The 14074-nt window shown below is 46.0% G+C and carries 11 protein-coding genes; 6 read left to right on the forward strand and 5 right to left on the reverse strand.

What is annotated here, in order from left to right; genetic code table 11:
* Positions 1-119: 119 nt before the first annotated feature.
* The 4 genes from AB4Z45_RS12375 to AB4Z45_RS12390 form a co-directional block, all read right to left on the reverse strand.
* On the reverse strand, positions 120-1823 hold the full coding sequence (locus tag AB4Z45_RS12375) for a proline--tRNA ligase (RefSeq protein WP_441909580.1): 1704 nt from the start codon (positions 1821-1823) through the stop codon (positions 120-122).
* A 368-nt stretch (positions 1824-2191) separates the two neighbouring features.
* Positions 2192-3346 (reverse strand): ABC transporter permease, encoded by a 1155-nt coding sequence (locus AB4Z45_RS12380; protein WP_441909581.1) that lies wholly within the window; start codon positions 3344-3346, stop codon positions 2192-2194.
* Entirely contained in the window at positions 3339-4502 is a 1164-nt protein-coding gene (locus AB4Z45_RS12385) for an ABC transporter permease (protein WP_441909583.1), read from the reverse strand. The genes AB4Z45_RS12380 and AB4Z45_RS12385 overlap by 8 nt, the downstream gene beginning before the upstream one ends.
* Positions 4503-4514: 12 nt before the next feature.
* Positions 4515-5459 carry an ATP-binding cassette domain-containing protein gene (locus tag AB4Z45_RS12390; protein ID WP_441909585.1) on the reverse strand — a complete coding sequence of 315 codons (945 nt, stop codon included), beginning with the start codon at positions 5457-5459 and terminating at the stop codon, positions 4515-4517.
* Between the two features lie 220 nt (positions 5460-5679).
* Between AB4Z45_RS12390 and AB4Z45_RS12395 the strand changes: the two genes are divergently transcribed.
* Genes AB4Z45_RS12395 through AB4Z45_RS12405 form a run of 3 tightly spaced genes read left to right on the forward strand, consistent with a single transcriptional unit; the run spans position 5680 to position 8167 of the window.
* Positions 5680-6810: a sensor histidine kinase gene (locus AB4Z45_RS12395; protein WP_441909586.1), complete on the forward strand. Its 1131-nt coding sequence runs from the start codon at positions 5680-5682 to the stop codon at positions 6808-6810.
* 41 nt (positions 6811-6851) lie between these two features.
* Complete coding sequence (locus AB4Z45_RS12400) at positions 6852-7493, forward strand: response regulator transcription factor (protein ID WP_441909587.1); 642 nt, start codon at positions 6852-6854, stop codon at positions 7491-7493.
* A 26-nt stretch (positions 7494-7519) separates the two neighbouring features.
* Positions 7520-8167 (forward strand): DUF1054 domain-containing protein, encoded by a 648-nt coding sequence (locus AB4Z45_RS12405; protein WP_441909588.1) that lies wholly within the window; start codon positions 7520-7522, stop codon positions 8165-8167.
* Between the two features lie 80 nt (positions 8168-8247).
* Here AB4Z45_RS12405 and AB4Z45_RS12410 read toward each other — a convergent pair whose 3' ends face one another.
* Positions 8248-11277 carry an efflux RND transporter permease subunit gene (locus AB4Z45_RS12410; protein WP_441909589.1) on the reverse strand — a complete coding sequence of 1010 codons (3030 nt, stop codon included), beginning with the start codon at positions 11275-11277 and terminating at the stop codon, positions 8248-8250.
* 252 nt (positions 11278-11529) lie between these two features.
* Between AB4Z45_RS12410 and AB4Z45_RS12415 the strand changes: the two genes are divergently transcribed.
* Genes AB4Z45_RS12415 through AB4Z45_RS12425 form a run of 3 tightly spaced genes read left to right on the forward strand, consistent with a single transcriptional unit; the run spans position 11530 to position 14029 of the window.
* Complete coding sequence (locus tag AB4Z45_RS12415; protein WP_441909590.1) at positions 11530-12294, forward strand: ABC transporter ATP-binding protein; 765 nt, start codon at positions 11530-11532, stop codon at positions 12292-12294.
* Positions 12291-13310, forward strand: coding sequence for an ABC transporter permease (locus tag AB4Z45_RS12420; RefSeq protein ID WP_441909591.1), 1020 nt, complete (start codon positions 12291-12293; stop codon positions 13308-13310). Before AB4Z45_RS12415 ends, AB4Z45_RS12420 begins: the two co-directional genes overlap by 4 nt.
* A gap of 56 nt (positions 13311-13366) precedes the next feature.
* Positions 13367-14029 (forward strand): TetR/AcrR family transcriptional regulator, encoded by a 663-nt coding sequence (locus tag AB4Z45_RS12425; protein WP_441909592.1) that lies wholly within the window; start codon positions 13367-13369, stop codon positions 14027-14029.
* Positions 14030-14074 lie beyond the last annotated feature (45 nt).

Genomic DNA, 14074 nt, shown 5'->3' on the forward strand with positions numbered 1-14074 from the left:
ACTTATCTCAAAAAAGGGCGCGAGCGTCTTCATATGAAGCGGTCTCGCACCCTTTTGATCTTATATTCCATAGGCCTTCATGGATTTTTCAAACCCATTTCATGCATTTGTTTTCAAATTCAGTTGCGTAAAGCAAAAGCGATAGCTTCTTCTAATTCTAGCTTTTGCGCTTCTAATTCGTTCCTTTGCTTAATCTCTACGATTCCATGAGCAGCATGTTTCCCTACTACAATGCGCAGCGGTATGCCGATAAGATCGGAGTCTTTGAATTTGACGCCTGGGCGCTCGTCACGATCATCGAGCAGCGTCTCTACCCCAGACTCAAGCAATCTTGCTGCAATATGCGCGGCCAGATCCATTTGGACCTGATCCTTCGCTGATACAGGTACCACATGGACTTGGTAAGGTGCTATCGATTTAGGCCAAATGATGCCATTGCTATCGGAGTGCTGTTCAAGTACTGCAGAGAGCAAACGTGAAACTCCGATGCCGTAACAGCCCATTATTAACGGCTGCTCCGAGCCCGACGCATTTAAAAACTTAGCATTTAGCGCTTCACTGTATTTCGTTCCCAGCTTGAACACATGGCCAACCTCAATGCCGCGGTAAAATACCAAGCTGCCTGTCTCGCATCGCGGGCACCCGTCGCCTATTGCTGCATTTCGATAATCACCTGCCTGCACATCCGTCAAATGAATGCTTGGGATAACGTTTCCGATATGATAATCCTGCTCGTTCGCTCCTGCAATTCCTGATTTCATCGCAAGAACCGCATGGTCAGCATAAACGGGAATTTGCAAGCCGATCGGCCCGGCAAAGCCAGTAGGTGCGCCAGTTACCCGCTCTGTCGTAGCTTGATCCGCAAGCTCCAGATGAGCTACAGCAAGCGCATTTTTCACTTTTATTTCATTTACCTCATGGTCCCCCCGAACAACAACAGCAACCGGAGCACCGTCAGCAACATAAATCAGTGTTTTCATAAAAGCATCTGCTCCAAGGCCAAAAGCCTCGACAAGTTGGTCAATCTTCTTAATCTCCGGTGTATGATGACGCACCATCGCAGCATCATTATTCTGCTGTGTATCCGTTGTTTGTTGCGACAGCTTGTATTCAGCTTTTTCCAAATTCGCCGCATAGTCGCATGAATTGCACACAGCAATCGTGTCTTCACCAATATCAGCGAGTGCCATAAATTCATGTGTTCCGCCTTCTCCGCCAATTGAACCTGCATCAGCTTCAACCGGACGGTAATTTAGACCACAGCGTGTGAAGATGCGATTATAAGCCTCGTACATGCTCGTATAGCTGCGATGAAGCCCATCAAAGTCCTCATCAAAGGAATAAGCATCTTTCATTAAAAACTCTCTGCCGCGGAGCAAGCCATAGCGTGGACGCTTCTCGTCGCGGAATTTAGTTTGAATCTGATACAATGTCATTGGCAGCTGCCGATAAGAGCTTACCTCGCTGCGCACCAGAGCTGTAATCACTTCTTCATGCGTTGGTCCAAGCGTAAACTCGCGATCATGGCGGTCACGCAGCCGCATAAGCTCAGGTCCATACACATCATATCGACCCGATTGCTGCCACAGCTCTGCCGGCTGCATAGCGGGCATTAATACCTCTTGAGCTCCGGCTTGATCCATTTCTTCTCTTACGATTTGCTCGAGTTTTCTGAGTACGCGCCTGCCAAGCGGCAAATACGTATAAATACCTGCGGCAAGCTGTCTAATAAGACCTGCACGCAGCATTAATTGATGGCTGGCTGCTTCCGCTTCTGACGGCGCCTCGCGCAAGGTAGGCATTAAAAGCTTACTCTGTCTCATAATAGATAACCCTCCGATGATTAAATTTATGCCATAAAAACAAAAAAACGCATTCGTAAGGGACGAATGCGTTCGTGGTACCACCCTCAAATAGCCGCCAAATAATCTGGACAACTCTCAATAGATAACGGAATGAATATTCCGGCAGCGGAGAAGGAAGTATAAGCTCCCCGCTGCAGCTCGCAAGATAGGGATTAATCAATCGTTCATAGAAGCCTTCCAGCCTTCGGGCTTCCTCTCTGATAGAAACGTTTGCTGATTAACATAGTCTTGGTCGACGCTGTTGCGATGTCATTAACTTTTGACAAATTTACAATACAACGATGATGAAGTCAAGCCAATTTTCAGGGCGCTTGCTGCTTAGCATTTTAGCTCGTTCGATTTGGTCTGAGCACAGCCGAACCAAAGGCAATCAGAACAGCAGCGAATAAAAGCAGGATAAGAAGCGGAAGCAAGACGTCACTAAAGCTGCCCCCGCCGCCTAAACGATCAATTGCTGTAAGCGCCCATTTTTGCGGCAAGAAATTAGCAAGCTTTTGCATAAAATCAGGAAGCATGGAAAGAGGAAAGAAACAACCGCTGATCATGCAGGACGGAGCGATGATAATGTTGTTGATTTGAGACAGCTGCGTGCTATTGCGCACCAGACCCGCTACCGCTGAAGCAAGGCCGACAATTGCAAGCAAAAAGAATTCTAATACGAGCAGCATCCATCCAAACGAAATACCAGGTGAATAGTCAAATACGAAATAAGTTAAGCCTAGAACAATGACAAGCTGAATCGTGCCCACCAGCATGCTGCCCATAAAATTCCCAAAAGCAATATCAAGCGAGCGAAGCGGCGCTGTGTACATCCTTGCCATGGTGCGCTGCTCTCGATCTTCCATAATAAAACCGATTGACTGGCTGACAAGCAGCATAACAAACATAAGGATAAGACCGATCATCGTTGGATCGGATACAATTTTGCCAAGCTCCATTTCCGTATTTACAAGGACAGCTTTAGGTGAAGCTTGCGCTTCCAGCAAAGCGCTCAGCTTGGATAAATCCACTGGAGATTCAGGGTCAGTCCCTCTTGCAAGAGCGGCAGAGGAAGACAGCTTCTCAGCTTCTGTCTGAAGTGTAGCTTCAAGCGAAGCGTTCCAAAGCTGCGTATTCATTCGGTAAAGCTGAGCTGATGAAGGGCCTCCCTCCATCATTTTTGCTGAGAAATCCGAAGGAATATAGATGGCAGCATCCGCTTTGCCCTCTAGGACTCGATCCTTTAATTGCTGTTCATTCATCGCCGGCTCCGAATGAATCTCATACAATGGCTCTTTCTGTAGTGAGGATGCCAAATATTCGCCTAATATTCCTGAGTCAGCATTATTCACGATAATAATAGCCTTATCTCTATTCGTACTAGCGAACAACCCTGCCATTATAGATAAAATGATCGCTGGGACAAGAACATTCATAATCAATCCGCGACGTGAACCCATGGTGCGTCGCACGAGATGTGCAGCAATTTGCAAACTAGGCATGCTTTCTCACCACCTTTGGCAGTCTGATGACTGCGATTATTGTTATACCTAAAGCGATTGCTCCAAGAATACCGATTTCATTCCAAATCGTTGCTGATGCTTCACCGTTCATGATGGCACGAAGCGTTTCATTAGCCCAATGATTAAGCGTCCACTTATCGAGACCTCCTACCATCTTCTCAATGCCTGTAATCATTCCGCCGCTAATAAAGGTCATGCTGAATACAATGATGCTGAACAGCGTTTGTGTCGTTTTTTTGGATCGTACGAAGGATGAGATCGTAATAGCAAGTGCAGCCCCAGCAGCAGTCGTAAGCAGACAAGTCAGCGCAATAGCTCCAAAGTTATTTCCCCAATCGACGCCATACACAAAAGCTGTAAATGCGATAATCACTGCCGCTTGCAGCGCTGCAAGCATGACTCCTCCTAAAATAATGCCAAACACAATGGCTCTAAATGAGCCTGGAATTGCGTACATACGCTGCAAGGTTCCCGCTTCCCTCTGATTGAGCAGCGCGATCGTCGCCGTCATGCCGCCATAGAGCAAAAACATAATTAAGTAGGCCACAGAATAGTATTGCATCGCTGATTCTTTGCCAAAGGCTTGATTATCTCCTGAGCTCAAATTTTTCGTCTCAATGTGTGATTGTCCTGCTGGCGCTTGACTTTGAGCAGCACCCGCACTTAGCTCTGGTCCAAGGATTTGCAAAGCTGCGGATTGCAAATTTACAGCAGCCATATATTTATTGATAAAAGCAGAAGCAGCAATATTTTTTTCTTCATAGCGCCCTTCAAACGTTGACCAATTCGCCGTTTCCCCTGCGCTTAGCTCACTGGAGAAATTTTTCGGAATCGATACGCCATAATCAGCAATACCCTCGCGTATCCAGTCCTTTACCTCCTTCTCTGAGTTTGCATCTAGAACCTTCACATATGGTTTTATTGCTTCATTGCTCCAGAAAGCATCAATGCTAGCTCGCATTTCCCCCTGATCCGCATTATATAGGGCAATTTTAGCCGGCTTTATTTCTGTGTCAAATGCGCTGCCAAGCAGCAAAATCAACAATAAGGGCAAACCGATTAAAATAATAAGAACGGAACGCATCCGTGTATATTTTATAAGCTCATAATAAGCAGCTGTCCACCATGCTGGCATCACCATCATCTCCTATTCGTCACGTAATGTGCGTCCGGTCATTTGCAGGAATAGCGATTCAAGATTCGGCTCTTCCCGCGTCAGCTTGCGAATATTAATGCCATGCTTCTGAAGGATAAACAATAAATCCTGTAATATAGACAAAGATTCCTTCACCGTCACTTCAAGCGTCAAGCTACTATCTCGTTCTGCAAGCTGAAGCACGCCTGGATGCTCAGCCATCTCAGTCATTGCCGGCGCCGATTTTTTATCAATTTCAAAAATCAGCTTCTCTTCTTGGCCAACCTGGCGTTTTAATTCATCCTTCGTCCCGCATGCAATAAGCTTGCCTTTATCAAGAATGCCGATTCTTGTGCAAATCGCTTCTACCTCTTCCATGTAATGGCTGGTGTAAATGACGGTAGAGCCTAACTTATTTAATTCCCTAACGGACTCCAAGATATGGTTGCGTGACTGAGGGTCGATTCCAACCGTTGGCTCATCCATAATGATCAGCTTTGGGCGGTGCATGATGGCGCAAGCAATGTTCAGTCTCCGCTTCATTCCTCCTGAGAATGTGCTAGGTTTATCCTTCGCTTTGTCCAGCAACCCTACGAATTGCAGCGCCTCATCCACACGATCGCGAAGCAGCGAACCTCTGAGACCGTAAAGCTTTGCAAAAAAAGTAACATTTTCGCGAGCGGTCAACGTCTCATAAATAGCCAGCTCCTGCGGCACTAAACCAATCCGTTTCTTTACTTCAAGCGGATGCTTGCGAATTGAAAAACCTTCGACCAAAATATCTCCGCCGCTTGGCTTCAGCAAACCAGCCAACATATGAATCGTTGTACTTTTTCCCGCTCCATTTGGACCAAGCAAACCAAAAATTTCACCCTGATCAATATTGAAGCTAAGATGAYTAACCGTTATCGTTGTGTCGTATTTTTTGACAACCTCGCGAAATGTAACTAGATTCATATTTATTCATCCTTTCAGTTCGTTTCTGATAAACCAATTGTACGTCATGAAAGGCAACGAAACAGGTCTAAAAAGTCATCTTATGAAGGTGACTAAAGTCATCTCTTTGTAAAATAGCTTCTATCCGCATGAAGGTTGGATGAAAAGCGGTTTCAGTCTCGTTCGCTCATTAAACAATGTGCTATAATAAATCAAATTCAGCTGCAGGAGCTGCTCGGATATGAAGAAACAACTGAACCAAATTCGATCCTTGTTAGTAGCGATTCCTTCTATTATTAGTATCGTGCATGTAGAAGCAGGTTTATATGCTCATTACACCGCCTCTGTACTCCTTGCTCTGCTCCTAACGAAAACTGGCTCCATGTATCCTAAATACCGAATTTTATTGCTGGTACTGGAGTTAATCGCTTTCTCATGGTTTTCCTATTCATACGGCGGAGTTCTGTTTCTATTGCTTTTCTCTACCCTTATTGCCTCATTTCAACAAAGGCCGACTCGCATGGTCAGCACAGCTTGGACCTTCGCTGGCTTAGCTGCTTTATTGACAGGTATGTATGGCAGAGAACCCGAAATCATATTTGCCGTAGCGGTACTATGGATAACTACAGCAGCCGCCCTCTATGCTTCCAACGAGTTTGAGAACAAACATCATCAAATAGAGGATTTATACGGAGCACTGGCTGCCAGCCATGCAGAGCTTGACTCAGCAAGACGCAGAATGCAAGATTACGCTTTGCAGGTTGAGTATCAAGCCCAGATCGAAGAGCGAAACCGCATCGCCAAAGATATTCATGATGATTTGGGGCACCGCCTCATTCGCGTCAAAATGATGTCCGAAGCGGCTTTGCATTTATTCGATGCAGATACCGCAAGAGCTCGCAGCACGGTTGAGCAAATGCGTGATCAGCTACAGGACAGCATGGAGCTGATGCGCCGAACGGTACGAAGACTCGCATCAGATGGGGAAAAAGACGTTAGGCAATATGCCCTCGATCGTCTGGTTGAAGAATCCGCTTCTGCTCTAGGCATATCCGTAAGCTTCCGTGTAACAGGTCATCCCAGACCTCTTTACCCCAGCATCGAGCTCATTTTATTCAAAAATGCCCAAGAAGCGATCACGAATGCTGTTCGGCATGGAAATGCGACATCGGTTTCGGTTACTTTAAATTTTTTAACTGCGTACGTAGCGCTGACCGTATCCAATAATGGCAGCTTGCCCGATGAGCCTATCGAAGCTGGTCTTGGCATGAAGGGGATGCGAGAGCGGATTGCCTTAATAGGGGGCCAAATGGACTGGCAGAAGGCCGATCAGTTCTCAATAACGACAACACTTCCGCTGCTTGGCGGTTAACGACGATTCTGCTCTTTTTAGAAATGGAGAGATTTGAGCAAATGATTGAAGTGCTGATAGTGGATGATGATCCTTTTATACGAGAGAGCATGAACGTTATTTTAGGATTGGATAACGAATTGCATGTCGCTGGCGTTTGTGCAAACGGTCTGGAGGCCGAACAATTTGTCCGCCAACACCCCGTTGATGTCGTGCTAATGGATATTCGGATGCCGCTCTGCGATGGGGTGGAAGGTACGAAGCTGCTGCGCGCACTTGATCCTCCACCTGCCGTGCTTATTTTGACGACATTTGATGATGACGAGTACATCGCGCAAGCCATTCGAAACGGAGCCAACGGCTATTTGCTCAAAAATGTACCGCCAAGCCGTATTATAAGCGGCATAAAAACTGTTCATGAAGGTTCCGTACTGATCCATCCCGACATCGCCCGTAAATTGGCTGGGATGCTGGAGACGCCACGAGCCGACTCAGCCAAATCAGTAATGATTTCCGGCCTTACGCAAGCTGAGGTGCAAATTGTTCGTCTGATTGCGGACGGTCAATCCAATAAGGAAATTGCCGCTACCCTTTTCTTAAGCGAAGGTACAATTAAAAATTATATTACTGAAATACTTAATAAACTCGAGCTTCGAGACCGAACGCAAATCGCCATTTTTTATTTGAAATTATTGCACCAATAATTGTTTGATTGAAGGAGATTAATTTAATGACAACACAGATTACTTCTACCCCGCTTGTTGGCTTTACACAAGCCGATTTCGATGTTTTTGCGCTTCAAGGGCTTGAGGAGCGTATGGCTGCTATTCAAAATCAGATTCAGCCGAAATTCCGAGCGATCGGCGAGCAGCTCAGCGTCGATGCAGCTGTTCACGCCGGCAATGAAATGTACTTGCATGTTGCAAGGCATGCTCGTCGTAAAGTGAATCCGCCAAAGGATACTTGGCTTGCCATTTGCGCTAGCAAACGCGGCTACAAGGCACATCCGCATTTTCAGCTTGGATTGTTTGATGATCATCTATTTATGTGGTTTGCACTCATTTACGAAGTTCCGCATAAATCCAATATCGCAACGGCCTTCCTGAACCAAATTGATGAGGTCATTGCAAATGTACCTAAGGATTTTGTACTTTCACTTGATCATATGAAAAAAGAGTCCACCGCTGTCAATACGATGTCAAAACAAGACTGGAACGATGCGCTCGTTCGTTTCCGTGATGTTCAAAAAGCTGAACTGCTTATCGGCCGTCATGTGCAAGCGAGCGATCCGATTCTCAAAGACGGCGATGCGCTGCTTGAGCTTACTTCCTCCACTTATAAAACGCTTATGCCGTTATACCATATGGCAAATGTATAAGAATGGATTTAATATCTATTCAAAAAAGGCAGTACCTTTAGGTCCATTCTGACCTAAAAGTACTGCCTTTTATCGTTTAGTTACGCTTGCTGTGATGCAGCCGCTTCCGCATGTGCGGAGGAAGCCAAATTGCGCCGTTGCTTGCGTGAAGTACGGAAAAATAACAGCTCATAGACACAAGGAACGATAATTAGCGTGAGCAGCGTAGCCGCAACTAGCCCGCCAATAACGACGATCGCTAAACTTTGGGAGACGATGCTGCCCGATTCATGCGAACCGAATACGAGTGGCAGCATCGCGGACACTGTCGCCACCGCTGTCATTACGATTGGACGCATCCGTGTCGTAGCCGCTTCAATCAACGCTTCACGAATCGGCATCGTCAGCTCGTTTTGCTTCACACGATCAATTAATACGATAGCATTCGTGACGACAATTCCGATTAGCATCAGCGCTCCGAACATGGCTGTGAAATCCGGCGTTACGCCTGATACAAGCAAGCCTGTTACTGCGCCGATTGCTGCAAGCGGCAAGGAGATCATAATCGCCAGCGGAGCACGAAGCGTCTTGAACGTTAACACCATGATCAGATAAACAATACCGATTGAGATAAGCGCTGTTAAGCCCAAATCTGCAAAGTCGCTCGATTGGTCAGCCGACGCTCCGCCTACTGCAAGGCTGACGCCATCAGGAAGCTTGAGATCCTTTGTTGCTTTTGATATTTCATCGCCGACGACCGATAGTTCTTTTGGTTCGGCGCTCGCTGTGACACGGATATACGTTTTGCCTTCTTTATGGTAGTACAAGGATGGCTCCTCGGTACGAACGAGCTCCGCTACCTTCGACATCGGTGTTGGACCAGACTCTGTCATTACGGTTAATTTCTCTAGTTCTGCCTTTGAATCTGGGTTTATAACAGGCAGCATAATAACCGGAATTTCACTGCCTTCTTGCTGGATCGATCCTATCGGCAATGGATTAAGCATGCTTTGCAGCTGCATGGCTACCTCTTGGCCTTTGGCAAGGGTAGGATCAACATGGAAGGAATAAACCGACTTTTTCTCCTCTTGATTGCTCTCGACCTTGAGCACACCGTCGATAGGTTTAATCGCTGCGATCAACTGGTCTGCGGTTGTAGAGAGCTGCTCCAAGTTCTCACCAGAGACATCGATGTAAATTTGCGATGATCCGCCGCCCATAATTAGATCGGCCGCATCAACCGTCAAGGTTGCGTCCTCATAATTATCCTTCTGAGTCTTGATATTATCCATCAAGAGCTCTGCGTCAACGCCTTCCTTCAAATCCACCATATAAGTAATGAGCGTTGGCGAAGTCACCGAGCCATACTTAGCCGCATCTGCGCTATTGCCAAGCATCATCATGACCCATTCAATATCTGGATTTGCAGTTAGATAGGATTCGAATTTCTTCCCGGCTTCGAGTACTTGATCCGCCGGCGTATCGCTCGGATATTGCAGTGCCACATTTAAATTCCCCGCACTCGAGGAATCAAGCGCTCCTTTTGGCATGAACATATAAGCGCCGATCGATCCTGCAAACAGCAATACCGCAATGATTAACGGCACTAATTTATGAGCAAGATTCCAACGAATGAAGGAAGCGAATTTTGGAGAACCCGCATGCTCCTTCTCCTTTGTGCCGCGAAGCAATATTGCACTTAAAAGGGGTACAACTGTCAGCGCTACAAGAAGAGAAGCGAGCAATGAATAAGCGACTGTCAGCGCGAATGGCAGAAGAAATGCTTGCAATGAACCGCGCAGAAGGCCCATTGGCAAAAATACTGCAACTGTAACGAGAGTTGACGAGGTAATGGCCGAAGCCACTTCCTTCGTTGCATCCGTAATTAGCTTAATAGAGAAGGACTCCTTCTGCAGCCTTCTATAAATATTTTCAATAACGACGATACTATCATCGACCAGCCTTCCAACCGCGACGGCTACGCCTCCAAGTGTAATAATATTAAGTGATACACCAGAGAGCTGGAGCAGATACAGCGTTATGCCAAGCGACAACGGAATTGAAACAATCGTCACGAGCGTTGCTTTAAAGTTGCGCATGAACAATAAAATGACGATGGTTGCGAACAATGCACCAAGCAAAACCTCTCGCAGCATACTATTAACAGAAGATACGACCGAATCAGATGTGCTCAAAATGATGGAAGCATCGATTCCTTCCACATCTGCATTTAAACGATCAATCGTTTCTTTGATTGCTTTACCTACATTCACAGCATTCGCATCAGCAGATTTAGAGACCGTGAACATAATCGCATCTTTGCCGTTCATACGGCTTATGCTTTCTTGGTCTTTGGCGAGCTCAACCGCTGCAACATCCCCGAGCTTCACGCCTGCTGCAACAGGAAGCTTGCGCAGTGTTTCCACATCAGATACCTGATCGTACACATTAATATTGCCATCAGCGCCATCGAGCGTGCGTTCCCCGAGTGAAACCGACGCTCCCCTGCCTTGAAGCACGCCCATTAACGCTTGTACGGGAATTCCTGCCTGTGCAAGCTTCTCCGTATTGGGTACGACATGAACCGATGGCGACGACTTGCCGCTAATGCTAACCTCGCCCGCACCCTCGGTCTTTTTAAGCTCCGCCGTTACTTCTTTCAGCTTTGCGTCTTTTTGCTGCTCAGATAATCCTTCATCAAAGGTCAACGTCACCCATGAGATTGGAATCATTGAAGTATTCAATTGCAAGACAAAAGGCTTCATTACATTTGCCGGAAGCTGTACCTGAGCGACCAATTGCTCGACTTCCGTCTTCGCTTCCTTCATATTCGTCTTCGAATTGAAATTCAAGCTGATTTGAGCATAACCATCACCTGATGTAGAGAACATATCCGTTTTTCCTTTAACCAGCGTTACAGCTTCTTCCAAAGGATTTGTGACCATCTGCTCCATCGTCTTCGCGTCATTCCCCGGCCCTATTGCCGTGACCATGACCTGTGGATTATCTGCAGCAGGCAGAAACTCCATCGGCAGCCTCAAATAGCTGATTACCCCCATCACTAAAGCCATAATGACGATCAGTATAATAGCCGCCTTATTTCGGAACGACCATTCCGTCAATTTACTCATTTGTTTCCGACTCCTTCTCCGATTACGGATTTCTTTTTTTGTCTTTTCTAATCATAGAGGGAAAGTATGATTACCAAAAACGTCCAGAGAAGGTTATTGGTTCTCGGCTTTAGTCTTGATTCATCTACGACCAGAGACTGAGGATGTGGACAGCCTGGAATAAAAATGAGTAAGTACTCACTTTTATTTAAGGCATTCTCTGTATATAATTGGGTGGAGTGATTACTCATTTGAGAAAGTGGAGTGTGATCGATGATGACTAACAGTCCAGCAGTATTAGCTGAAACAACCTTCGCCGTAGAACTACAAGACATTAACCGCTCATTTGGTGATCGTACCGTTCTTGATGGCATTACACTTTCTATTCCGCGAGGTGAACTATTTGGTTTATTAGGCCCATCGGGCTCGGGGAAAACGACGCTAATCAAGGTCATGACTGGAATAGACAGGGCAAATGCCGGAACGGTCCGCATGCTTGGCGAGCCCATGCCGCAATTAAAAATGCTGCAAGCCTTTGGATATATGGCTCAATCAGACGCTTTGTATAGTGAATTGACTGGCAAGCAAAACTTAGCGTTTTTTGGGGCTATGTTTGGATTAAAGGGAGCCATACTGCAAGATCGGATTCAAACGGTCTCCAAGCTTGTTGCGCTAACCGATCATCTTCATAAGCAAACGGTTGCTTATTCTGGCGGCATGAAACGCCGGCTTTCGCTTGCTATTGCACTATTGCATGAGCCTGAGCTTCTCGTACTCGATGAACCAACCGTTGGCATAGATCCTGTTTTACGCCAATCAATTTGGAAAGAGCTATCCGATTTGAGCAAACAAGGCGTGACCATTATTATAACAACCCATGTTATGGACGAGGCCGAGAAATGTGATCGGTTAGGGCTCATTCGAAGCGGTAAACTTACAGCCATCGATACGCCTGAAGCACTTAAGCAGCAAGCAGGCTGCGCCACACTCGAAGAGGCGTTCATTGCGCTTGGTCAAAGCAAAGGAGCTGAACAATGAGAATACGTGCGCTCGCCATTCGAATTATTAATCAATTTTTGCGTGATAAACGAACGCTTGCCTTGTTATTTCTTGCTCCCCTGCTCATCTTAACTTTAATGAAATTAGTTTTTGATGGGCAAGCTGTCTCTCCAGCAATCGGAATGGTTAATGTGCCTGCAGCTTTAACAGAAAAGTTTGAGCAGCTTGATGCTGAAATCACACTTTATGATGAAAGTGCTGCTGCTCAAGCTGCTTTACAGGGCGGCAAGCTCGACGCGATATTGGAAGCGAGCGGCGGCATGCCTAAACTAACGCTTGAGGGCAGCGATCCCTCCATCAATCGAGCGGTAATATTGCTTATTCAAAGCGTGATGCAACAAGGCTTAGATAAATCTGCCCCAGCTATATCATACTTGCACGGCGGTCCTGACATGGCTCCATTCGACTCCTTTGGGCCTGTCTTAATAGGCTTCTTCTCGTTTTTCTTTGTTTTCTTACTTGCAGGTGTCTCCTTCCTGCGCGAGCGAACGAGCGGTACTTTGGAGCGCTTATTAGCTACGCCAATTAGACGAAGCGAAATCGTAGTCGGTTATTTAGCCGGTTTCGGTATTTTCACCCTGATTCAAGCCTGCTTGATCGCCTGGTATTCCGTTCAAGTTCTTGGAATGTACATGGAGGGCAGCATTTTAAATATGCTGGTCATTAATTTATTATTATCATTAACAGCATTAACACTAGGTACACTGTTGTCTTCTTTTGCAAGCAGTGAATTTCAGATCATACAATTCATTCCTATTGTCATCGTGCCGCAAGCCTTCTTCTCCGGGTTGTTTAACCTTGATGCCATGAACCCCTGGCTGCAAAAGCTAAGTTACCTAATGCCTCTTTACTATGGCGCAGATGCTATGCAGGGAATAATGATACGCGGCGAGCGCTGGAGTGAGTTTCAGGTAAATGTATATGTGTTGGCGGGATTTTCCTTATTGTTTGCTGTATTGAATGTGCTGGCTCTGAAGAAGCACCGCCGTATGTAGACAATAGAACAACTGGTATAATCAAAGGAATGGGTTAACGCGAAGGAGTGTCTTGCATGTCAGAACCGGTGGATCAATGGCTGCAGAAGTTATTGCAACTAGATAATGAAGAAGAAAAAATGACAGAAAAACAATTGAAAATCGTGCAGGCTGCCTCCGAAATCTTTGCTGAGAAGGGCTTTGCCGCCTCTTCTACAAGTGAAATCGCCCAGCGAGCCGGTGTGGCAGAAGGAACTATTTTTCGTCATTATAAAACCAAAAAGGATTTGCTTTTCTCGATTGTTGCGCCTGTTATGGCAAAGTTAATCGCTCCATTTGTACTTCGCGATTTCTATAAGGTTCTCGAAAGCCGATTTGACACATTTGACCTTATGTTGCGCGCCATTATAGAAAATCGCATTACATTTGTTGAGCGTCATGTTCAGGTGTTGAAAATTTTTGTTCAAGAGATTCCCTTTCATCCCGAACTGCTCGATCAATTCCAGAAGCTCATCCTCTCAAAAGTGGTACAAAAATTCAGTATTAGTATTACGCAATTTCAGCAGCAAGGCGTAATCGTTAATTGGGCCCCCCTTACTGTCATTCGATTAATCGCCTCGTCCTTAATCGGTTATGTCCTTAGTCGTACGTTCATCGGAAAAACAGATGGCATTCACTGGGATGATGATTTAGAGAAAGAGGCGACTATTACTTTTATTATAAAAGGGCTTGCCCCTTAAGCTCCAAAAGAAAACAAGCCGGTCGCTCATCGCAAGATGAGGAAC

Source organism: Paenibacillus sp. MCAF9, from assembly GCF_052114265.1.
GTDB lineage: Bacteria > Bacillota > Bacilli > Paenibacillales > Paenibacillaceae > Pristimantibacillus.